The organism is Desulfatiglans parachlorophenolica (genome assembly GCF_055394735.1).
On the sequence record NZ_AP042460.1, the window covers coordinates 1,924,135 to 1,946,434 of the forward strand.

General features: G+C 64.1%; 14 protein-coding genes. 4 read left to right on the forward strand and 10 right to left on the reverse strand.

All coding sequences use genetic code 11. From position 1 onward, the window contains the following. Nucleotides 1-21: 21 nt before the first annotated feature. From ACZ500_RS09110 to ACZ500_RS09135, 6 genes are all read right to left on the reverse strand, one after another. Nucleotides 22-3,918, reverse strand: coding sequence for an efflux RND transporter permease subunit (locus ACZ500_RS09110; protein WP_464233025.1), 3,897 nt, complete (start codon nucleotides 3,916-3,918; stop codon nucleotides 22-24). 56 nt (nucleotides 3,919-3,974) lie between these two features. Continuing rightward, nucleotides 3,975-6,203: an efflux RND transporter periplasmic adaptor subunit gene (locus tag ACZ500_RS09115; RefSeq protein WP_464232193.1), complete on the reverse strand. Its 2,229-nt coding sequence runs from the start codon at nucleotides 6,201-6,203 to the stop codon at nucleotides 3,975-3,977. Nucleotides 6,204-6,222: 19 nt separating this feature from the next. Beyond that, a complete protein-coding gene (locus ACZ500_RS09120) occupies nucleotides 6,223-6,540 on the reverse strand; it encodes a YHS domain-containing protein (RefSeq protein ID WP_464232194.1) in 318 nt (105 codons plus the stop codon). 336 nt (nucleotides 6,541-6,876) lie between these two features. Continuing rightward, the gene (locus ACZ500_RS09125; protein ID WP_464232195.1) at nucleotides 6,877-8,193 is read right to left on the reverse strand and encodes a TolC family protein; all 1,317 of its coding nucleotides are present in this window, start codon (nucleotides 8,191-8,193) and stop codon (nucleotides 6,877-6,879) included. A 317-nt stretch (nucleotides 8,194-8,510) separates the two neighbouring features. Further along, the gene (gene pgi / locus ACZ500_RS09130) at nucleotides 8,511-10,181 is read right to left on the reverse strand and encodes a glucose-6-phosphate isomerase (RefSeq protein WP_464232196.1); all 1,671 of its coding nucleotides are present in this window, start codon (nucleotides 10,179-10,181) and stop codon (nucleotides 8,511-8,513) included. A 189-nt stretch (nucleotides 10,182-10,370) separates the two neighbouring features. Further along, nucleotides 10,371-10,520 carry a hypothetical protein gene (locus ACZ500_RS09135; protein ID WP_464232197.1) on the reverse strand — a complete coding sequence of 50 codons (150 nt, stop codon included), beginning with the start codon at nucleotides 10,518-10,520 and terminating at the stop codon, nucleotides 10,371-10,373. A gap of 332 nt (nucleotides 10,521-10,852) precedes the next feature. Between ACZ500_RS09135 and ACZ500_RS09140 the strand changes: the two genes are divergently transcribed. From ACZ500_RS09140 to ACZ500_RS09150, 3 genes are all read left to right on the forward strand, one after another. Continuing rightward, nucleotides 10,853-12,547, forward strand: a complete 1,695-nt coding sequence (locus tag ACZ500_RS09140) for a 2-oxoacid:acceptor oxidoreductase subunit alpha (RefSeq protein WP_464232198.1) — start codon at nucleotides 10,853-10,855, stop codon at nucleotides 12,545-12,547. Continuing rightward, on the forward strand, nucleotides 12,516-13,403 hold the full coding sequence (locus ACZ500_RS09145; protein WP_464232199.1) for a thiamine pyrophosphate-dependent enzyme: 888 nt from the start codon (nucleotides 12,516-12,518) through the stop codon (nucleotides 13,401-13,403). Before ACZ500_RS09140 ends, ACZ500_RS09145 begins: the two co-directional genes overlap by 32 nt. Before the next feature lie 96 nt (nucleotides 13,404-13,499). Continuing rightward, nucleotides 13,500-14,942 carry an ATP-binding protein gene (locus ACZ500_RS09150; RefSeq protein ID WP_464232200.1) on the forward strand — a complete coding sequence of 481 codons (1,443 nt, stop codon included), beginning with the start codon at nucleotides 13,500-13,502 and terminating at the stop codon, nucleotides 14,940-14,942. 69 nt (nucleotides 14,943-15,011) lie between these two features. Here the strand turns inward: ACZ500_RS09150 and ACZ500_RS09155 are convergent, their stop codons facing one another. Further along, nucleotides 15,012-16,748, reverse strand: a complete 1,737-nt coding sequence (locus ACZ500_RS09155; protein WP_464232201.1) for a YgiQ family radical SAM protein — start codon at nucleotides 16,746-16,748, stop codon at nucleotides 15,012-15,014. A 453-nt stretch (nucleotides 16,749-17,201) separates the two neighbouring features. Here ACZ500_RS09155 and ACZ500_RS09160 point away from each other — a divergent pair, with 453 nt between their 5' ends. Continuing rightward, nucleotides 17,202-17,756 (forward strand): CBS domain-containing protein, encoded by a 555-nt coding sequence (locus ACZ500_RS09160; RefSeq protein WP_464232202.1) that lies wholly within the window; start codon nucleotides 17,202-17,204, stop codon nucleotides 17,754-17,756. A 135-nt stretch (nucleotides 17,757-17,891) separates the two neighbouring features. Here ACZ500_RS09160 and ACZ500_RS09165 read toward each other — a convergent pair whose 3' ends face one another. The 3 genes from ACZ500_RS09165 to ACZ500_RS09175 all read right to left on the reverse strand — a co-directional run bounded on the left by ACZ500_RS09165 (nucleotide 17,892) and on the right by ACZ500_RS09175 (nucleotide 22,017). Next, a complete protein-coding gene (locus tag ACZ500_RS09165; protein ID WP_464232203.1) occupies nucleotides 17,892-19,067 on the reverse strand; it encodes an adenylate/guanylate cyclase domain-containing protein in 1,176 nt (391 codons plus the stop codon). A gap of 176 nt (nucleotides 19,068-19,243) precedes the next feature. After that, a complete protein-coding gene (locus ACZ500_RS09170; protein WP_464232204.1) occupies nucleotides 19,244-19,732 on the reverse strand; it encodes a metallophosphoesterase family protein in 489 nt (162 codons plus the stop codon). A gap of 278 nt (nucleotides 19,733-20,010) precedes the next feature. Continuing rightward, nucleotides 20,011-22,017, reverse strand: a complete 2,007-nt coding sequence (locus ACZ500_RS09175) for an oxidoreductase (RefSeq protein ID WP_464232205.1) — start codon at nucleotides 22,015-22,017, stop codon at nucleotides 20,011-20,013. Nucleotides 22,018-22,300: the final 283 nt, after the last annotated feature.

Sequence of the window (22,300 nt, forward strand, 5' to 3'; positions counted from 1 at the left end):
CGCAATGCAGGGACGGGCAAATCAGGCGAGGTCCTTCGATGGGGATCTCGATGTCCAGCGGAAGCGCATCTCTTCCCGCATGCAGTAGAGCACCGGCACGACGAACCAGGTCAGCATCGCGAAGACCATCCCGCCGAAGGAGGGGATCGCCATCGGGATCATGACGTCCGCGCCGCGCCCCGTGGAGGTCAGGATCGGCAGCAGGGCCAGGATGGTGGTGGCGGAGGTCATGGAGGCCGGGCGGATGCGGCGGACCGCCCCGGCCACCACCGCTTTGCGGATGGCCGAAATCGAATCGGTCGGGCGCTCGGCCCTCGAATCGTCCAGGTAGGTCGCCATCAGGACGCCGTCGTCCGAGGCGATGCCGAAAAGGGCCAGGAATCCCACCCAGATGGCGACGCTCAGGTTGATGGGGTGCACCTGAAAGAGGGTCTGCATGGAGACGCCGAACAGGCTGAAATCCAGAAACCAGGGCCGGCCGTAGAGCCAGACCATGATGAACCCCCCGCCCCAGGCGACGAAGATGCTCGAAAACACCATGCAGGTGGTCAAGCTGGACCGGAACTGCAGGTAGAGCACGATGAAAATCAGCAGGAGCGCCAGCGGCAGGACGACGGCGAGCTTCTTCTGCGCGCGGACCTGGTTCTCGTAGCTGCCGGCGAAGCGGTAGGAGACGCCGGCCGGCAGAACCAGCTCTCCGCTCCGCTCCTTCTCCTTCAGAAAGCGCGCGGCCTGCTCCACGACATCCACCTCGGCAAAGCCCGGCTTCATGTCGAAGAGGACATAGCCCAGCAGGAAGGTGTCCTCGCTCTTGATGGCCTGAGGGCCCCGCACATACCGGATGTCGGCCAGCTGCTCGAGCGGGATCTGCTGACCCATGACGGGGGAGGCCACCAGGACCCGGCCCAACGCCTCGAAGCTGTCGCGCAGCTCGCGCTGGTAGCGCACCCGGACGGCATAGCGCTCCCGGCCCTCCACCGTCAGGGTGGCCGTCCGTCCGCCTACGGCGCCTTCGATCACCTCCTGCACCTCGTTCACCATGATGCCGTAGCGTGAGATGGCCTCCCGGTCGACGACGATCTCCAGGTAGGGTTTCCCGACGATCCGGTCGGCGAAGACCGTCGCCGCCTCGACGGACGGGACCTGTTTGAGGATCCCCTCCATTCGGATACCCACCTGTTCGATGGTCTCCAGATCGGGCCCCTTGATCTTGATCCCCATCGGCGCCCGCATGCCGGACTGGAGCATCACGATGCGCGCCGCGATCGGCTGGAGCATGGGGGCGCTCGTCACCCCGGGCACCTCGGCCGCGCGCACGATCTCGTCCCAGATCTCGCGCGGCGATTGAATCCCCGGCCAGGCCTCACGGTCCGGGTTCAAATCAGGGTCGAGGCGCGGCCGCCACAGCCGGAAGGGCTTCCCGTCCGGATCGGGGACGAGGGCGCCGGCGGCATCCCGGACATAGCGCCCCGGCACCGTGTAGGGCAGACCGTCCGGCGCGTGCACAGGCCTCCCGGCGGCATCCCGGAAGACGTCCCGGCCGGCGGGCTCGAACCGGAAGGTCAGCCGCCTCCCGTTGTCATCCGTCAGGTATTCCGGGTGGTAGTCGATGACCGTCTCGATCATGGAAATGGGCGCCGGATCCAAAGGCGTCTCGGCGCGCCCGATCTTTCCGACCGCGCTTGCCACCTCGGGGATCGCCGTAATGGCCTTGTCCTGCATGGCAAGGATATTCTGGACCTCTCCGATGGAGGCATGCACCATGGTGGTGGGCATATAGAGGTAGGACCCTTCATCGAGCGGCGGCATGAACTCCTTCCCGAGGCCGGGAAAGGCATGACCGAGCGCGACGAAGGGACGGCTTCCGCGCAGAGCATCCGGGAGCCGGGAGGTCAAGACCGGCGCCCCGAGCCAGACCATGGCGCCGACGACAACGACCACACCCGGCAGAAGCAGAAAGGGAAGCTTCCAGGCAAGGAACCAGGAAAGCAGCCGCGCGTAGGCCATCCGGAAAAGCCCGATCAAGAGGAGAAGCCCCGCGATCAGGCCAAAGACGAAGAGGAGATTTCTGAAAGACCCCAACTCGGGGCCGAGGGGCAGCCAGTGCTCCGAGAGAAGAACCATGACCAGTCCGATGAGGATCCAGTTTTCGGCCCGCGTGATCCACCGTTCGGCCCCCTCCGGCAATCGGCCCTGGACCGCCGCCCGGCCTGCCAGCCACAGAAGCGCCAGGCCGAGCCATCCGTTGATGGTCAGGCCGACGACCATTCCCGCCGCGGCATACAGGCCCGGCCGCAGCCAGCGCCGCAGCCCCCGTGCGACCGCCCGCCGCTGCGCCATCAGCATGGCCGCCAGCGTTGGGAGAATGGTCAGCGCCACGATCAGCGAGGCGATCAGCGCAAAGGTCTTGGTGTAGGCGAGGGGCTTGAAGAGCTTTCCTTCGGCCCCTTCCATGGCGAAGACGGGGAGGAAGCCGATGACCGTGGTGGCAACCGCGGTGAGCACCGCCCCGCCCACCTCCACGGTGGCCCGATAGATGAGCGTCAGGCGGTTCCCGTCCTTCTCCGCCCCCTCCAGGTGCTTGAGGATGTTCTCGGTGATGATGATGCCCATGTCCACCATCGTCCCGATGGCGATGGCGATGCCCGAGAGGGCCACGATATTGGCGTCGATGCCGAAGAGCTTCATCCCGATGAAGCACATGAGCACCGCGAGGGGCAGCAGCGCCGAGACGATGAGGGAGCTCCGCAGGTGCATGACCGCGATCAGGATGACGATGACGGTGACGAGGATCTCTTCCACGAGCGCGGTGTTGAGGGTCCCCAGGGTCTCGGCGATCAGCCCCGAACGGTCGTAGAACGGCACCACGGTCACCTTGCTCACCGTCCCGTCGGCCAGGGTCCGCGAGGGGAGCCCGGGGCTGATCTCGGCGATCTTCTCTTTCACGTTCCGGATGGCGGCGAGCGGGTTTTCCCCGTAACGCGCCACCACGACGCCGCCCACCGCCTCGACCCCCTCCTTGTCGAGCGCGCCACGACGCAGCGCCGGGCCGGCCGCCACGGCCGCCACATCCCGGACCCGCACGGGGACGCCGTCCCGCACCGTGATGACCGCATTCTCGATATCGGGGATCCGCTTCACGAAGCCGACCCCCCGAATCACGTATTCGACGTCGTTCAAGTCGATCGTCCGCGCCCCTACGTCCAGGTTGGACATCTTCACGGCGCCCAGGACCTGCTCGAACCTCACCCCGTAGGCGCGCAGGGCATCCGGGTCCACATCCACCTGGTATTCCCGGACAAAGCCGCCCACCGAGGCGACTTCACTGACCCCTTTGGCCGAGAGGAGCGCATAGCGCACGTACCAGTCCTGGATGCTTCTGAGTTCATCGAGGTCCCACCCTCCGGCGGGTCGGCCCTCCGAATCCCGCCCTTCGAGCGTGTACCAGAAGACCTGGCCGAGGGCCGTCGCATCCGGTCCGAGGGTGGGCCGAAGGCCGGCGGGGAGGGCTGCAGGCGGGAGGCTCGAGAGTTTTTCGAGGATCCGGGTGCGGGACCAGTAGAAGTCGACGTCCTCCTCGAAGATCACGTAGATGCTCGAGAAGCCGAACATGGAAAGGCTGCGGACCGTTCTGACCCCCGGGATGCCGAGGAGCGACACCGTCAGAGGGTAGGTCACCTGGTCTTCGACGTCCTGGGGCGAACGGCCCGACCACTCGGTAAAGACGATCTGCTGGTTTTCACCGATGTCCGGGATGGCGTCCACCGGAACCGGGTCCCGGGGAATGCCGATGTCCCATTCGAAGGGCGCCGTCAGAACCCCCCAGCCGATCACTAGGAGCGTCAGGAGGATGACGACCAGCCGCTGTCTGAGACAGAAGTCGACAACGCGGGCCATGAAGGAGGATCGATCCTTCATGCTGCGCTCAACACCATTGATATCAACAGGTTGATCGGTATCGTTCATAGATCGTCTCAGGGTTCGGCGAACCGCCGTTTGACTTCACCGCAGGCCAGCATGGCGGCGCCGAAGTAGGGATTTCGCACCTGGTCATCCAATTGAAGCCAGGAGGCACCCCGATCATCGAAGGCCATGGGGCAGAAGACCTCGAAGACAGGCTGCTCCAGCGCGGCACCCAACTCTGAAACCGCCGAGATGAGGCCGCTCGAAAGCGGCTCGAAGGCGGCCCGGAGTTCCTCGATCGCCTTCGCGCTGTGCATGCCCTCGATCCCCGTGCGGATCCGGCGTGCGGCATCCTGCCAGAGGGCAAGGGCGTGAGCGGACAGCAGGCCATCGTCGACCTTCGCCATCACCCCCGCAAGGGTGTGGGCGCCCTTCCGGGCGCCTTCGGCCTCATCCGCGGCAAGGGCCTCGGAGACACGCAAATAGGCCAAAACCAGATCCCCTATTTGCCGGCGGAAGGCGTGGGGCGCATCCGAGGGAACGGCCGGCGCCTCGCCCCGCGCCGAACCAAAATCGCTTTGCAGGCGCGCCGCATGCCGGGAGAGTTCCCCGTAGAGGAAGCGGGCCTCCCCCGCATCCACCGCCTCGGACCCGAGGAGGCTGTCATTGCGGATCAACAGGGTCAACTCGCGCCACAAAAGTCCGCCCTCGCCTTCCGGCGCCCCGTCGGTCAAGGCGCCGATGCGCTCGTGGACCCCCTTGAAAGCGGCCCTGACGGTGTTCAGATCCCCGGACGCCACAAGAGCTTCCAGTGCTTTCACATCCCCAGTCAATGACTGGAGCCCCTGTTCGGCGGAGCGGGAGATCGACCACGGGCGCTCAGGCAATGCTCCCCCTGCGGCATGGGTTTCCATGGCGTGATCATGCGCGCCGGCGGGAGCCGCACCCGGCTCCGGCGCCATCATGCTCGGTTTGGCCTGAATCTGGAGGGCGCTGTCCAGTTTGAAGGCGCCACGGGTCACCACCTCCTCCCCTTCGCGCAGCCCCTCCCGGACCACGTACCAGTCGCCGGCGCGCGGCCCGAGGACCACCTCGCGTCCTTCGTAGAGCCCCTCCTCCCCCGAAAGCGCCACATACACGACCGCCCGCCTGCCGGTCACCAAAGGGGCCGAGGCGGGGATCAGGAGCGGGGCCTCGCCATCGGAGGCGACCGCCTCCTCGGGCCCGGTGCGCTGCACCGCCCGCACGATCATGCCGGGCCGCAGGCGGAAGTCCGGGTTCTCCGCCTCGAGCCGCACCCTGACCGTCCGCGTCTTCTCATCGAGGAAGGGATCGATGAACACCACCCTGCCGCTGAAGGATCGGCCTGGAAAGGCATCCGTCCGGAACTGCACTTCAGCGCCTTCACGCACCCACGGGAGATCGGATTCGTAGGCGTCGAGCATCACCCAGACCCGCGAGATATCCGCAACGGTGTAGATGGGGCTCCCCGTCGCCACGTAGACCCCTTCCGTCACGTCTCGTCGAATGACGACGCCGGCAAGCGGGGCGTAAAGCGTGACGTGCTCCAAAGGCGTGCCGCGTTTGCCCAAGGCATCCACCTGTGCTGCGGTCATCCCCAGGAGGCGCAGCTTTTCACGTGCGGCCTCCACCGTGCGCCGGGCGGAGTCGCGGATCAGTTGAAGCCTGCTCTCCGAGGCATCCGAAAGGCTTTTGACCGCCTGGATGAGCTCGGATTGGGCACCGTAAAGCTCAGGGCTGTAGATCTCCGCCATGGGTTGGCCCTTTTTCACGAAGGCGCCGGTATAATCCACGTAGAGCCGGTCGATGCGCCCTCCCATCCGTGCAGTGATGGTGCCGAGGCGCGTCTCGTCATAGGCCACCTCCCCCGTGAGGCGGGTTTCGATGCCGGGGCGTTTGCGGATGACGGGCGATGTCTGAACCCGGGCGAGTCTGCGCGCGCCTTCCGACAGGCGGATTTCCCGAAGGCTTCGGGCAGCGCTCCCCGATTCATCCTGCTCGAGCGGGATCAAGTCCATGAAACAGATGGGGCATTTCCCCGGCTCGGGCAACTGGATCTGCGGATGCATCGAGCAGGTCCAGATGGTGGCCGGCTCGGCCCCGCCTCGCCCGTGCTCCGCCTCAGGAAGCTGTTCCACGGCGCTCCGGTGCGGCGCGCCCGGCATGAGCCACCTCGCCGCTCCCCAACCGAGGAGGCCGCCTGCCAGGATCAGTGCGAGAACCGCTCCGGTCCGACGGCTGAAAAACCGCCTCCCGGTCTTTCCCTGTCCCTCGTTCATGACCTGCCCCCTTCCGTTTTCATCGGGCGTCTTTGGAATCCCCCCGGGGCCCGTCGCCGGGGCCCTTTCCCGGGGCGGTATCCGGACTGTCTTCCAGGGTGATGCCCTCCTCACGCATTTTTTCCATGTAGGCGTCGGGATCCTTCATGAACGTCTCAGGACAGCTGCCGCAGCAAAAATAGATCCGCTTCCCCTGATAATCCACAAAGAGCTTCTCGGAGGGCTTGTAGCCCATGATGGGGCATTTCTCCTGCTTGACTTCCGCTGCAGCAGACAAAACGCCGAAGAAGAAAAAAACCGCCGACAAAACCGCGAGGACCCTGAGTGTGCGCATCATGCTGAAACTCCTTTACCGGGCTGAATGCCCTAAAACAAATGGAAAAACGGGATGCTGAGAGGTGGAGAGACCTATCCCGCCGGTCGCGCTGCAAGACCTCAAGCTCTATGTGCCATCCAGCGAGTCAGGAAACCGAATGGTCAAAGGTCAAGAAACATACCCCGTCGAACGCCCTGCGGGATCCCAAGGGCTGAATGCCACGAAAAGCGTCACAAAACAGGGCGCTCAGCTTCTGAGAAACAGGCCCGGATGCACAGGCTCCGCGGGATCCCGAGGAACGAAGCGCCCCGCGTCGCGGCAGGGGTTACACCCCGGCTACCGGCCCAACCCAGCCGGCTAACGCTCCGCGCCCTTCGCCCGTTCCAGCCCGGGAAGGTGGACCGGGGCGCCGTGCACCCTGCAGGGGATCTCCTGCCCGATCAGGCTTTCCATCTCAGCCAGATACTGCCCCTGATCCGCCAGGGCGCGCAGATAGGAGAGCTGAAACTCCAGCAGCATGCGCTCTGCGTCGATCAGGTCCAGGACCGATTGGCCGCCGGCCTGAAAGGCGTCGAGGGTTGCGGCCAGGCTTTGCTCGGTCTTGGGGAGCAGGCTGTTCTTGAACAGGGCGATCCTTCGGCCCGCATCCCGGTACTTGAAAAGCGCCAACTGCATGGCGGCGCTTAGCCTGTCATAGGCGCCCGTGTTCTGCCGTTTGAGCGATGCCGCCCTGCTTCGCGCCTCTTCGACCGCAGCCTTGCGGGCGTCGAACCAGAGCGGAATGTTGAAGGAGATGGTGGCTACGAGCGGGTCGTCGCCGTTGCGGTCCGGGCTGCCAACCCGGGCCTTGTCCGTCTGAATGAACTCGAGGCCGAGCGTGACGTCGGGGAAGTAGCCCTTCCTGGCGAACTCGGCACCGGTCGATGCAGCTTCGGCCTGGATCTGGAGGGCGCGCAGTTCGGGGTTTCCGTCGGCGAGCGCTGCCGCGATCTCCGCCTCCGTCATATCGGCGATCATGATCGGGATCTCGTCGGGCAGGGGCAGGGTGTCTGTCGAGGGGCGGCTCATGGCGGCGTTGAGGCGCGCCTGGAGAGGCAGGAGGAGGTCCTCGAGGGATCGCAGGCGGTCCTCCACTCTGACGAGTTCGACCTGAATCCTCAGGAATTGGGCGTAAGGCGACAGTCCTGCCTTGTAGCGGGCCTCCGTCACACGCTCCAGGTATTTCAGGAGTTCAACGTTCTCGCGTGCAATCGCGATCGCCCGACCTGCATAGGCATACTCGAAGTAGGCATCCTTTACCCGTCGGACCACGTTCAGCTGCGCCTCTTCAATCTTGACGCGCACCGCTTCGGCCTCCAGAACCGCCTGCTGCTCCTTGAGGGACAATCTGCCGAACCACGGGAATGTCTGGGCCAGAGCGAAACGGTGGCGCTGGGGCCCCACACGCGTTTCGACCGGGGTGACGTAATAGCCGTAGCTGAAGCGCGGATCGGGCGGGGCGCCGGCCTGTTCGGCCTTTTGAACCGCCGCCCGCCAGTTCTCCTCAGCCGCGCGGATCTCCCCGTTGGCAAGGAGAGCGGCCTCGATATAACCATTCAGGTCTTCGATTTCATCGGACGGGGCGGCAGGGCCCGCTTTCGCCGGATTGGCCGACCCTGCTGCAAAAAGCAGCATCACTAAAAAAAACAGGCCGATTGCAAAGCCTCGCGAAGCACTTTCTTGAAAGTTCGACGTTGGATTCATCGGAAGCCCCCTGATGATTACAGCACATCCCCCTTGTTTGGAGTCCTCCGGGCAGGGAGAAAACGCACCTTGAACCGCGCTTCGAGGAGCGGAATGCGTCAGCGCAATATACCACATTGTAGCAATCACGCATCCGGTGCGCAAGGATCTCATTACAGTTTTTTTGAAAGCGGGAAAAAGATCAGGAGCGAGCCTGATCGAGGCTGGTATAAGCCTGCATGCACGGATGGACTAGGATCGGTCTTCTGCTACCCTCGATCAGGGCGCCTTCCCCGCATCTCTTTGAAGGCGTTGATGAGTCCGTTGGTCGAGGCGTCATGGCCATCGACCGGGTCTTCGGTTTCAAGTTCCGGGAGGATTCGCTTCGCCAACTGCTTGCCAAGCTCCACGCCCCACTGATCGAAGCTGAAGATGTTCCAGATGATGCCCTGAACGAAGATCTTGTGCTCGTACATCGCGATCAGGCTCCCCAGGACCCGCGGGGTCAACTGCCGGAAGAGGATGGAGTTCGTGGGGCGGTTGCCTTCGAAGGCCTTGTAGGGTGAAAGCGCCTCGATCTCCGCTTCACGCCTCCCCTCGCCCCGAAGCTCGGCTGCGGCCTCCTCGCGGGTCTTGCCATTCATCAGGGCCTCGGTCTGGGCGAAGAAGTTGGACAGCACGATCGCGTGATGTTCTCCGATCGGATTGTGGCTCACGGCCGGGGCCAGAAAATCGGCGGGTATCAGCTTCGTGCCCTGGTGGATCAACTGGTAGAAGGCATGCTGGCCGTTCGTCCCCGGTTCGCCCCAGATGATCGGGCCGGTCTGCCAGCCGACCGGCCTGCCGCTCCGGTCGATCGACTTGCCGTTGCTTTCCATATCGCCCTGCTGAAAGTAGGCGGGGAATCGGTGCATGTACTGGTCGTAGGGCAGGATGGCGTGCGTCTCGGCGCCGAAGAAGTTGTTGTACCAGACCCCGAGGAGCGCCAGGATCACGGGGATGTTCTCCGCGAAGGGGGTTTCCTGAAAATGCCGGTCCATGGCATAGGCGCCGTCCAGGAGTTCCCGGAATCGGTCGAAGCCCACGCAGCACGCGATGGAGAGCCCGATGGCCGACCAGAGCGAGTAGCGGCCGCCAACCCAGTCCCAGAAGACGAACATGTTCTCCGGGTCGATCCCGAAGGCCCGGACCTTTTCCGCATGGGTCGAAAGCGCCACGAAGTGGCGCGCGACATGCCCCGGATCGCCGGCCTTCTCGAGGAACCACGCGCGCGCCGAATAGGCGTTGGTCATGGTCTCCTGGGTGGTGAAGGTCTTGGAGGCGATCAGGAAAAGGGTGGTCTCCGGGTCGAGGGCGCGGAGGGTCTCGACGAGGTGGGTGCCGTCGACGTTCGAGACGAAGTGCACGTTCAGCCCCCGCTGGGCGTAAGGGCGGAGGCACTCGGTGACCATGAGCGGCCCGAGGTCGGATCCGCCGATGCCAATGTTGACGAGATCGGTCATGCGCCGGCCGGTGTATCCCGTCCAGGCGCCCCCGCGGACCGCCTCCGAAAACCGGGCCATCTTGCGCAGGACCGCCTCCACCTCCGGCATCACGTCCCGCCCGTCCACCCGGACCGGCCTGTCGGGGCGGTTGCGCAGGGCCATGTGGAGCACCGGACGGTTCTCGGTCTCGTTGATCCTCTCGCCGCTGAAGAGGCTCGCGACGGCCTCCTTCAGGCGGACCTCCTCCGCGAGTTCGAAGAGCAGCGGCAGGGTTTCGCCGGTGATGCGGTTCTTGGAATAGTCCACCAGGATGTCGTCGAAGCGGATGGAAAATGTTTCGAAACGGCGGGGGTCCTGTCTGAAAAGTTCCCGCATGTGGAGGGGCTTGACCAGCTCGAAATGCCGCGCGAGCCTCCGCCAGGCGTTCGTCCGGGTAGGGTCGATCTTGGGCAGCACGTGTCGCTCCTCGGAGGGTGTGTGATGTTTTTGCTTTTACTGTAACGGAGTGCATCCGTTCTGTCAATTCGGCGGTTTCCCGGACAAAGGCCGATGGCTTCGGGCAAACCCCTCGCCGGGAGCTGGTCTCCATCCGGAAATGATTTCCCGGTAGAACCCAATTTCCAATCCGGAAATGAGGATTTTTCTTTACACGCTGCGCGTGGTCAGTCCCACCGCTTCGCGGCGGGTCCCGGTTTGGCCAATATCAAGGAAATCCAGCGGTTGCGCGGAGGCGACCTGTAGGTCGCCGCACAAGCAAATGTGCAGATTGACGCCGAGATTGGCCAAAAAGACCATTTCCGGATGGAAACGAGCTAGTGTCCATCCGAAAATGATTTCCCGGTACAACCCAGTTTCCATCCGGAAATGAGGATTTTTTGCCAATATCAAGGAAATCCAGCGTTTGCGCGGAGGCGACCTGCAGGTCGCCGCACAAGCAAACGAGCAGATCGACGCCGAGATTGGCCAAAAAGACCATTTCCGGATGGAAACGAGCTGGTTGCCGAAACGCGCCCTGTCCCCTATAATGGATCTCCAAACGCTTTGGAAAAAGACCGGGGCGCCGGCAATCACCTGGCGGACAAACAACAGGAACCTTTTACCGGGATCGTGGAAAGGAGCCGTTCACCATGGAGATCAACGTCGTCATCACCGGATCGGCAGGCGAAGGCATCCAGAGCATCGGGGCCGTTTTCGCCGAGGCCGTCGCATCCTGCGGATACGCGGTTTTCACCTGGCAGGAGTTCGAATCGCGCATCCGAGGCGGGCAAAGCCGTTTTGCGCTGCGCATCGGGGAAACGGCCGTCAATGCACCGCTCGAAGGCGCTGACATCCTCCTGGCGCTCAACCCGGGTGCGGAGGATCGATACAGGCCCCTTTTGAACCCCGGCGGGGTGGTCCTGAGCGGGCAGGACAGCGGGCCGGAGAGCATAACGGTCCCATTCCGCAAGGTGGCCAAGGAGGCCTTCGGGGACGTCCTCTACGCCAACACGGTCGCCGCCGGCGCCCTTGCGGGGGTCCTGGGGCTGGACCCGGGCGTCATCAAAGCGATCCTTGCCAAGCGCTTCTCGGACAAGGGCCAGGAGGTCATCGACAAAAACCAGCAGGCCGCCGAGCAGGGCTGGTCCCTTGCAAACACATCGTGCCGGGAGCGCTGCCCCTGGTCGCTCAGCCCCCGCAGCACACGCTTCATGCTCGTCGCGGGCAACGATACCCTCCCCGTCGCAGCCGCCTATGCCGGTTGCCACTTCATCGCCGCCTATCCGATGTCCCCCTCGACAGCCATCATCACCGCGCTTTCGGACCACGCACGGGATTGGTCCATCTTTGCCGAGCAGGCGGAGGACGAGATCGCGGCCATCAACCTGGCCATCGGCGCCTCCTATGCGGGCGCGAGGGCGATGACCGCGACGTCGGGCGGGGGCTTCGCGCTCATGACCGAAGGGGTGAGCCTGGCCGGCATGACGGAGACCCCGGTGGTGATCGTGCTGGCGCAGCGCCCGGGGCCTGCCACAGGCCTCCCCACACGCACCGCCCAGGGGGATCTGCTCTTCGCCGTTCATGGGGGGCACGGCGATTTTCCCAAGGTCGTCCTGGCCCCCGCCGACCCGCGGGACCTCTTTCACAAGACCGTGCGCGCCTTCAACCTGGCCGACAAGTACCAGATCCCCGTCATCCTGATGACCGATCAGTTCCTGGCGGAGTCCCAGTTTTCCTTTACGGATTTCGATATCCGTCCTTCCGCGCCCGAGTTCCACCTGGCCGACCCCTCGACCGTGCCGGCCCCCTACCGGCGTTATGCCCTGACCGAGACCGGCGTTTCGCCGCGCCTCCGGCCCGGTGCAGGCCCCCACCTCGTCACCGCCGACAGCGACGAACACGACGAGGAAGGGCACATCACCGAGGACCTGAAGGGCGTCGCGGCCAGCATGATCGAAAAACGGCTCCGCAAGGCGCGCGCCCTGAGGGATGCCATCGCACCGCCCGAGTTCCACAACGTGGAGGAGGCCGAGTTCGTCCTGGTAGGCTGGGGTTCCAGCCGGGCCGCCCTCCTCGAAGCCCTGGACCTCCTCGCCGCAGACGGCCTGAAGGCCGGCATGGTCCACTTTACGGAGGTCTGGCCGCTGCCTGAGGTCCGCTTCCCTCCGGACAAACAGTACTGGGTCGTGGAAAGCAATGCGGCCGGCCAGCTGGCGCGGCTCCTGGCGGGTGAATACGGCCTGCCCTTCCGAAACCATGTGCTCCGTTACGACGGTTTACCGCTGACGGCCGAATATATCAGGAGGAGGATCCATGACAGCACAAGCCGAAACACCCAGGCGTAGCGCCGGGCCCTTCGACAACCGGGTCGAGATCCAGTGGTGCCCGGGCTGCCCGAACTTCGGGATCCTGAAGGCCTTCAAACAGGCCTTCGAAAAGCTCGGGAAATCGCCCGAGGAATTGTGTCTGGTCTCGGGGATCGGACAGGCGGCCAAGCTGCCCCACTATCTGCGCTGCAACTTCTTCAACGGGCTGCACGGGCGCGCCCTGCCCGTCGCGACGGCGATCAAGGCGGCCAACCCGACCCTGACGACCATCGTCGTCACCGGGGACGGGGACTGCTACGGGGAAGGCGGCAATCATTTCCTCCACGCCCTGAGGCGCAACCCCGATATCACCGTCGTGGTGCACAACAACGAGATCTACGCGCTCACCAAAGGCCAGGCCTCCCCGACCACCGCCAGAGGCGAAAGGCGCAGCATCCAGGCCGACGGCGTCCAGATCGAGCCGATGAACGCGGCGGCAACGGCCATCCTCGGCGGATCCACGTTCGTCGCGCGCGGCTATGCCGGACACATAGACCATCTCACGGAGCTGATCACGGAGGCGGTTCGGCACCCCGGGATGGCCTGTGTGGATGTCATCCAGCCCTGCATCACCTGGGGAACGCACCCGTTGAGCTGGTACAAGGAGCGCGTGGAGCCTCTCCCGGAGGGCTATGACCCGTCGGACCGCACGTCTGCGCTTTCGCAGGCCATGCTGCCCGAAAACCGTTTCAGGACGGGCATCCTGTACCGGGGCAGCCCCGGGGCCACCTTCGGCTCCCGCTTCAGGGAAACCATCACCGACAAACCCCTGGCCGGCCTGAAGCCCCTCCAAGCCGACAGGGTCGAGGAATTCCTCGATGTCTTCAGGCCCTGACCCATCGCGGAAAACCAGGGGGCTGCAAACTCATTTTTTCTCCGCAATAATGAAGATATACTTTAACAAAATACATTTTTTTGTTATTATTCGATCATGAAAATTCCTTCTGAAGAGCTTTTTTCGGTGCTCTCCCAATTCAACCCATGGTGGCGGGAGGAAAACATCCCGGATCTTCCCCTATGGCGGCGGGCGGCCTTCCGTGAATTGTACTCCTGGCTGTCGACCCCCCCCGCCCCCCGGGCAGTCATGCTTTCAGGCGCCCGGCAGGTGGGCAAGACGACGCTCATTCTTCAGGCGATCCAGCTGCTGCTGCGGGAGGGTGTTCCGCCCGCCAACATCCTTTATGCCACCTTCGATCACCCCATGCTCAAACTTGCCGGCATCGACGAGGTCGTCGATGCATGGCGGGAGATGGAACCCAGGGTGGAGGGGCCGGAGTATCTTTTCCTGGATGAGGCGCAGTTCATTCGCGAATGGGGGACATGGATCAAGCATCAGGTAGATTTCCAGAAACAGCAGCGCATAGCCTTTACGGGATCGGCGGTTCCTCTCGTCGAGGCCGAGCAGGAATCGGGCGTAGGCCGCTGGCATGTCATCAAACTCACCACCCTGTCCTTTTATGAGTACCTCCAGATCAAGAAACTCGAACTGCCCAGCCTCCCCGGACTCTCGTCGTTGAAGGAACTCTTCGATTGGAAACCTAGGGATATCCGCCGGTGCACGGAGGCTGCAGGGCCCTATGTCGGGCATTTTCATGAATATCTGCTTCGGGGCGGCTTTCCCCAAACCGCACAGGTCGAAAGCATCACGCAGGCTCAGCGGCTCCTCCGCGAAGACATCATCGACAAGGTCCTCAAACGAGACATGACGGCGATATTCGGGGTGCGGCGCGTCCTGGATCTGGAGCACACGTTTCTTTACCTCTGCATGCACGACGGGGGGCTTCTGGACATGCCCAACCTTTGCTCCAATCTGGAGGTGAAGAGGCCTACAGCCCAGAGTTTTATAGAACTCCTCGAGGCTACGCACCTCATTTACCGTCTGCCGCCATACGGATACGGAAAAGATGTGCTCAGGGCCAAGTTCAAGATCTACCTTGCGGATGCCGCCATCGCGCCGGCCGTCATGTTGAAAGGGAAAACGATGCTGGAGGACCCTGCTGCGCTCGGCACGGCAACCGAATCATCTGTTTTCAAACACCTTTTCAGCCGCTACTATTCCCAGAACGTGCGCTTGAGCTACTGGAAGGGGAAAAAAAATCTCGAGGTCGATCTGGTTGCGGAAATCGGTGGGACGCTGATCCCTTTTGAAGTGAAATACCGGTCGCAGCACGCCGAGAGCAGGGATCTCAAGGGGCTCGTCGAGTTGATCCGCGCAAAGAGCCTCCCTCGCGGATACGTCGTCACCAAGTCCCTGAACGATTTCGGTGCCTTGCAAGAAGACCCCGCGGGTTCCGAGCGCATCATGAGGATCCCTGCGCCGCTTCTCTGCTACTGGATGGGATTCGGAGAACTGCAAGCGCCTTCCTTTGAATGAGGCTGTGCCCTTTGCCCCTTTCTGCAGGCTATCTTCGATGCGGAGGCGGGCTGCGCCGAATGTCCGCAGTCAGTTCGTGCCGCCCGTGACGGCGGTTTTTTGAAGCACCTTGCCCCGCACGCTCCTTTCGACGAAGACCTCCTTCCCCGAAAAGGGATCCCTGCCGGTGTGGTACATGAGGGTCGAGAAGGTCGATGGGGTGGGCGTAAAGATCTGGACCTGCTCGGGCAGAACCTTCATCCTGGTGCCCGCAAAATCGCTCAACCGCCGCATGTCCTCGAGCGACGAGCCCGGATGGGCGGCCATCAGATAATAGGTCAGAAAGGCCTTCTGCGGGCTGGTCCGATTCAGCTCGTCAAACAGTCGGAGAAAGGCCTCCAGACGCTCCACACCCGGTTTTCCCATGAGCGCCAGGACATGCTCCTCGACATGCTCCGGTGCGATCTTGAGCTGCCCCGACGTGTGGAAGCGGAGGATCTCCTGCAGATACTCCCGGCCGTGCTTCCGGTCATGCAGGATCAGGTCGTAGCGCAGGCCTGAGCCGATAAAGACCTTGCGGACGTGGGGGAGCGCCCGCAGCGCCCGCAGCAGGCGGATCTGGGGGCCGTGGTCGACCTCGAGATGTTTGCAGACCCGCGGGAAGAGACAGGCCTTGTCGGGGCAGGCCCCGCGCGCCGCCTTGAGGCGGCATTCGAATCCGTACATATTGGCCGTGGGCCCGCCGACATCCGGGATGATGCCCTTGAAATCCGGATGGCGTTCGAACGAGCGCGCCTCCCGCAGGATCGAGTCCTGGCTGCGCGAGGCCACATGCCTCCCCTGATGGACCGTGATGGCGCAAAAACGGCACTCCCCGTAGCAGCCCCGGTGGGTCCCGATCGAAAACCGGATGGTGTCGAGCGCAGCGACCCGCCCCGTTTTCCGATAAGATGGATGGAGAGACCGGGTGTAGGGCAGCTCGCAGATGCGGTCGAGCTCCTCCGGCGACAAGGGCGGCTGAGGCGGATTCTGGATGAGGAATCGCGTATCCTGCCGCTGGCACAGGCGCCGGGCCGTGAGCGGATCCGAATGCTCATAGAAGGTCTTGAACATCCGTGCAAAGGCGTCCTTGTCCCGGCTGACCTCTTCGTGCGGGGGCAGCTCGATGCAGAGCCCCATGCGGTCCCGCTCCCCGGACGGGACCTCGCCGCCGATGGTGCAGATGCCGCGGACGCCGGTCACGGGCCGCCCCTCGGCCAGGCACGCGGCGACCTCCAGAACGCTCTTTTCCCCCATGCCGTAGACGAGCAGATCCGCTTTGGCGTCAAAGAGGATCGACCGCCGCACCCTGCCGGACCAGGCATCGTAGTGGGAGGCCCGCCGAAGGCTCGCCTCTATCCCGCCGAGCACGATGGGCTTCGTCTCCTTGAAATGGCGCCGGATCAGATTCGTGTAAACGATGGCGGCCCGATCCGGACGACGGTCGTTCACCCCGCCGGGCGTCATGTCGTCCCCCCGCCGGCGCTTCCCCGAGGCCGTGTAGTTGGCCACCATCGAATCCACACAGCCGCCGGTGACCCCCCAGAAGAGCGCCGGCTCCCCGAGCCTGCCGATATCCTCCGCCCCCTCCGGGTCGGGCTGCGCGATGATTCCGACCCTGTAACCGGCCGCGAGCAGCACCCTTCCGATCACGGCGACCCCGATGTGCGGAGAATCGATATAGGCATCGCCGCTGACCAGGATGACATCGAGCGCCTCCCAGCCCAGCCGCGCCATTTCCTCCCTGGTCATCGGCAGAATGGGCCTATCTGTAAGATCGTTCTTCATCCTTTCGACCTGTCCCCCGCTGTCAGTCCTCGATCAACCTGTCAGGAATTTTTACACCGCCCATCGCCCCCGCACGGCAGGCACCCTTGATCGAGCGTAGAATTAACTATTGCTTTCAAAATGTTAAAGCCTAAATCCCTTTGTTCCATCGTTTGGCCCGCTGTTTGCTCTGCATGGGTAAGGTTCGGAGCGTTTCCCGGCCATGGGTCTGCGCCGCCCCGTTCAGCGCCCGCCGCGAAGCCATCGAAGGCGTGCCCGGAGGTTCGCGACCTTCAGAGCGGATCCCGTTCCACCCGCGGGATCGCGGGGCACCCCGCATTTGCAACCGGGGTCGATCCGAAGGCCGCCCCACGGGCTGCTCCGGACATACTGGACAGATCGATCCGCCAAACGCCCTGGAAACCAATCCGGACGGACCGAGTCCATCAACCCACTGGAGGCAGGAGGCCCCTGATGCGAAACATACAGATCAAAGACCTCATGGTGCCGCTCACTGAGTATGCGGTGGTCAAAGACGATGCAAACCTCTATGACGTCGTGCTCGCCCTGGAAGAGGCCCAACGAAGGTTCGACCAGAACCGGTACACCCATCGGGCCGTACTGGTGGAAGACAAAACGGGTCAGGTGGTTGGAAAGGTGAGCCAGTTGGATCTCTTGAAGGGGCTCGAAACCGGCTACTCCAGGATCGGCGACCTGAGCGGGGTCACCCGGAGCGGCCTCAACCCCGATTTCATCCGCTCCCTCATCAAACAGTACAGCCTCTGGCAGGACCCCCTCGACCAGATCTGCGGGAAGGCCGTCCACATCGAGGTCCGCGACATCATGCACACCCCGGAGGAAGGGGAATACGTCGATCAGGAAGACACCCTCGACAAGGGGATTCACCAACTGGTGATGGGCCGCCATCAGTCGCTGCTGGTGACGAAGGACGGCCGGATCGTCGGCGTTCTGAGGCTGGTGGACGTCTTCACGGAGGTCTGCAAGGTCATCAAGGTCTGCAGGATCTAGCACCGCGACGGAGCCCGGGCTCCTCCGCGGCCGCCTGCGTGTTCTGCCGCCGGCCCATGCCCCGTAAGGGCGGGCCGCCGGTTCGACTCGAGGCCGATACGCCACATCCTCGCAGCGGCGACTCGGGCGGACGGGTCACTTCCTCACGAGCGAGTAGACGTGGACCGGATGATCGATCCCCTTCAGATTGACCACACCCCGATCGTACACCGGCCACAGACCGTCGATCATTTTCCGGGTTTCTTCGCCGACCAGGATGTCTCCCCCTGATGCCTGCCCGGCCAGACGCGCGGCGAGGTTCGTGACCGGGCCGCTCGCCGTGTAGGTCATGCGGGTCTCGAGAGAGCCCGTAAAGCGGGTCATGCCGACCAGCGCCGAACCGGTGTTGATTCCCATATTCACGTGGATGGGGGAGCGGTCGAAGCCGAGTTCCGTGTTGATCACCCGGTTTCGCTCCTGGATGTCGAAGGCCGCCTTCACCGCGTGCACCGCGTTGGTCTGCGCATCGTCGTCCTTGAAGATGATCATCAGACCGTCCCCGGCGGTCTCGTTGATATCGCCGCTTGACCGGTGGATCGGATCGACGAAGCTCGAGAACATCTTCTCGACGATCTCGTTCACCTCCGCCTCCGGGCGCGAAGCGCTCAGACGCGTATAGTCCTCGAGGTCCAGGAAGAGGACACTGACATTGCGCGACTGCTTCTCCCGGCTGAGCATCTCCGGGTTCTGCTCGACCAGACGTCGGACCGAGTGCGGAACGAACGGGGACAGATGGGCCAGCATCTGGCTGATGTGGATCTTTTCCTGTGTGATCTCCCAATGCCGTTTCGCACTGAGGAGGGCATTGCCGACGAACTCGGAAAAATCCTTCAGGAAGTAGAAATCCTTCCGGCCGAAATGCACCCCCGGGAGGGCCACGGCGCTCAGGACGGCGAGGATCCGGTCCCCCACGAAGGCCGGGATGGCCGCTTCGGGCCCGACGGCAACCCGCGACCCATCGTGGCGCACGACAGGTTCACTTTCAGACACCAGGACCCCCTTCCCCTCGCGGATCGCCTTTTCGATCGCCGGACGGTGCCGCTTGCATTGGAGGCAGTTGACCGGCCGGTCATACAAGGCGCACTGAAGGGGCCGTGTGTACTTGGGCGCATCGGAGTCCAGCAGCAGGATGCAGACCTCCATGGCGCTCGGAATCACGTGCCGGATCTCGGTCCGGAGCTTCTCGAGCACCTGGTTCACTTCCATGATTCCGGCGATGGTCCGGGCGACCCTGCGCTGCGCCTCGAAACGATCTCGATAGTATTTTTCCATAACCGCCCCGCACCCGTTCGGGTATCCACCATACGTCGAAACGATTCAGGCGACGGGCCTCACCCGGCAAGGGGTCCCTTTCATGTCGGACGTCCCGAATTCCCGTCCGACCCTCGCCGTCGACGTCAGCATATTGAAGTTGGACCTCTGCCATGCGGAGGAATTCCAACTCCCTTTCATTCGCTTCCGAGGCGGATGATCCGGCCGCGGATGCCGTCCCCCACCTCCAAGATCCCCAGGCTGCGCACACCCCCGGCGATCCATCCGCCCTTGAAACTCCCCGGGTTGAAGTACAACACCCCGCCTTCCACCCGGTCGAGGACCCGGTGGGTATGCCCGAAGACCACGGCGGCCACCCCGTCGAAGACGCCTTGGAGGCGCCGCACGATCCCCCAGGGCGCACCCCAGCCGTGGATGAGGCCGATCCGCAGCCCCTCGGCCTCGATCAGCAGCCTTTGCGGCAGCCGCGCCTTGACCGCGCGGTTGTCCCGATTCCCCGCGACCGCCTTGAAGGGCCTCCGCCCGAAGGCCTCCAGGACCTCCAGGGTGCAGATGTCCCCCGCGTGCAGGATCAGGTCGACCCCGTCGAAATGCTCCTCGACCGCGCGCCGCAGGAAGGCGTCCGGGCGCTTCAGGTGGGTGTCGGCGACAACCCCGATCTTCACCTATCCTCCGAAGGGTTACGGCTCATCCCGCCCCTATCGGACTCGACGCCTCGAAAGACTCTCAAGAGCGCCCATCCGCTTCGCTATGCTCATCCTTCGCCGCAGCGGCCCGCTTTTTTCCGCATCCGATCCCACGGGATTTGGAAGACCCTGAATCCGGGCACAACCTCTCCGCAGCAGACTATTTCCGGATGGAAACCGGGTTGTGCCGGATCAAGCATCTCCAGACGAATGCCACCTCGTGTTTCAACACCCTTTCGCGGCCTGAAGCCTCTGCGCTACAGCTTCAATCCGGTCCGGAACCCTTCGCGGATCGCATCGAGGGCCTTGCGCGGTTCGGAGGCATCCCCGATCACATAGATCTCCGGCACGAGGCCCTCCAGGGCCGCCGCAAGCCCGCGCTCCGATCGGGAGCCCGCCGCGAGCACAACCGAATCCGCCTCCAGCCGCCCGGGTTCCCCGTCCTTTTCGATCTCCACGGACCCGTCGGCGATCGCCACCGCAGTCGTCCCGGTCAGGACCGTGACCCCGAGGCGCTTCAGCTCGGCCATGACCGTCCAGCGGGTGGACTGCCCGATGTCCTTCCCCGCCTTCTTGAGCATCTCCAGGACCACGACCTCCTTGACCCCCCGGTCGATGCCGTTCAGGAGCGTTTCGACGCTCTCGGCCCGGTTCGCCATCAGGAAGTGGAGCACGTCGGGCGACAGGGTCCCCAGGTTCGCAAGGTACAGGGCGGTCTCGAGACCCACGGCGTTGCCCCCGATGATCACCACCCGGCGCCCCACACCCACCCTGCCGTCCAGGAGGTCCCAGGACTGCACCACATCGGGCCGGTCGATGCCGGGGATCGGCGGCTTCATGGGCCTTGCGCCCGTGGCGATGACGACCGCATCCGGGCGAATCTGCTTGACCGCGGAGACATCGGCGACCTGCCCCAACCGGACGTCGACCGGCAGCTCCGCCAGGTGCGCCGCCAGGTCTTTGGCCGCCGTCACCATCTCAGCCCGCCCCGGGATGCACCGGTTCAGCAGGAGCTGTCCGCCCAGCCGATCGGCCTTTTCGAAAAGGATGACCTCGTGCCCGCGCTCGGCCGCTGTGCGTGCGCACTTCATGCCGGCGGGGCCCCCGCCGATCACGACCACCCGCTTCGGCTGCGCGGCGGGTTCGACGCGCCACTGTCCCTCCATGCCGGCCTGCGGGTTCACCAGGCACGTCGCCGGCCGGAAGTTGAAGATGCTGTCGAAGCACCCCTGGTTGCAGGCGATGCAATGGTCGATCAGGTGGGCCTTCCCCTCCCGCGCCTTCCTCGGGAGTTCAGGATCGGCCAACAGACCCCGCGCCATGGTGATCAGGTCCGCCCCGCCGCTGCGCAGGATCTCTTCGGCCGTCTCCGGATCATTGATGCGGTTGCTCGCGAGCACCGGCACCCCGACCGCCGACTTCACGCCCCGGGCGAGATACACGTAACCCGCGCGGGGCACGTGCATGGTGAGTTGGGGGATGCGCGTCTCGTGCCAGCCGCCCGTCACGTTGAAGAGATCCACGCCCGCCTTTTCGAGGGCCGCCGCAAACGCGCGCGCCTCCGCGTTCCCGTTGCCGCCCTCCATGAAATCGTTTCCGGCGAGCCGCATGATGATGGGGTAGTCCGGCCCCACCGCGCGCCGCACCTTCTCGACGACCTCCACCCCGAAGCGCATCCGGTTTTCGAGCGTGCCGCCGTAGCGGTCCTCCCGCAGGTTGGTGATCGGGGAAAGGAACTGGCTGATCAGATACCCGGCGCTCCCCAGGACCTCCACCGCGTCGAAGCCGGCCTTCCAGGCGCGGAGCGCCGCATCGGCGAAGTGGTCCTGCACGCCCGGGATCTCCTCCAGTTCGAGCGCGCGCGGGGTCTCCCCGGTCAGCCGGGACCGGACGGCCGAGGCCGAAAACGGCTGCTTCCCGCCGATCATGGCCGAATGGGTGTACCGCCCCGCCTGGTAGAGCTGAGCCGCAATCCTGCCGCCGGCATCGTGCACCGCCGAGGTCAAACGCTCGAGCCCCGGCAGGAACCGATCTTCATAGAGGCAGATCATGTTGGCCATCCCCGCGTATTCGTCGATCGGGCATCCCCCCACGATGATCAACCCCACACCGCTTTGGGCCCTCGGGACATAGAAGTCGATCAGACGGTCCGTCACGGTCCCCTCGGGTGTGTACCCGAGGTGCATGGCCGTCATCACGATCCGGTTGGGAAGATCGATGCCGTTGATGGTGACAGGGGAAAAAAGATGAGGGTATCGCTGCATGGTTTCTCCTCCTCAGCCGCCTGGACGGCGGCCGAAAACAATCCTGTCCGGAGCGGAAACACGGTTGTGCCGGATAACCATTCCCGGATGGATGCCCGTCAAGGGCATGCGGGTTCCCAATCGGATGGTGAAGCACACCCCGGATCGTCCCGGGGCTGGATCGATCGGTGCCTCCCCGCATCCTTCAAATCTTGATGGTTGGGAACGGATTATAGGCGCAAAAGGGCGCATCGGCAAGGGATTTGCTCCCCGCCGGCCCATCCCGGGCCGTGCCTTCCAAAAC

What these genes read in the sequence shown, in the direction of transcription:
- ACZ500_RS09110 (WP_464233025.1), bottom strand. Translation starts at nt 3,918, where the DNA reads ATGAAGGATCGATCCTCCTTCATGGCCCGCGTTGTCGACTTCTGTCTC.
- ACZ500_RS09115 (WP_464232193.1), bottom strand. Translation starts at nt 6,203, where the DNA reads ATGAACGAGGGACAGGGAAAGACCGGGAGGCGGTTTTTCAGCCGTCGG.
- ACZ500_RS09120 (WP_464232194.1), bottom strand. Translation starts at nt 6,540, where the DNA reads ATGATGCGCACACTCAGGGTCCTCGCGGTTTTGTCGGCGGTTTTTTTC.
- ACZ500_RS09125 (WP_464232195.1), bottom strand. Translation starts at nt 8,193, where the DNA reads ATGCTGCTTTTTGCAGCAGGGTCGGCCAATCCGGCGAAAGCGGGCCCT.
- ACZ500_RS09135 (WP_464232197.1), bottom strand. Translation starts at nt 10,520, where the DNA reads ATGGTCTTTTTGGCCAATCTCGGCGTCAATCTGCACATTTGCTTGTGC.
- ACZ500_RS09140 (WP_464232198.1), top strand. Translation starts at nt 10,853, where the DNA reads ATGGAGATCAACGTCGTCATCACCGGATCGGCAGGCGAAGGCATCCAG.
- ACZ500_RS09145 (WP_464232199.1), top strand. Translation starts at nt 12,516, where the DNA reads ATGACAGCACAAGCCGAAACACCCAGGCGTAGCGCCGGGCCCTTCGAC.
- ACZ500_RS09150 (WP_464232200.1), top strand. Translation starts at nt 13,500, where the DNA reads ATGAAAATTCCTTCTGAAGAGCTTTTTTCGGTGCTCTCCCAATTCAAC.
- ACZ500_RS09155 (WP_464232201.1), bottom strand. Translation starts at nt 16,748, where the DNA reads ATGAAGAACGATCTTACAGATAGGCCCATTCTGCCGATGACCAGGGAG.
- ACZ500_RS09160 (WP_464232202.1), top strand. Translation starts at nt 17,202, where the DNA reads ATGCGAAACATACAGATCAAAGACCTCATGGTGCCGCTCACTGAGTAT.
- ACZ500_RS09165 (WP_464232203.1), bottom strand. Translation starts at nt 19,067, where the DNA reads ATGGAAAAATACTATCGAGATCGTTTCGAGGCGCAGCGCAGGGTCGCC.
- ACZ500_RS09175 (WP_464232205.1), bottom strand. Translation starts at nt 22,017, where the DNA reads ATGCAGCGATACCCTCATCTTTTTTCCCCTGTCACCATCAACGGCATC.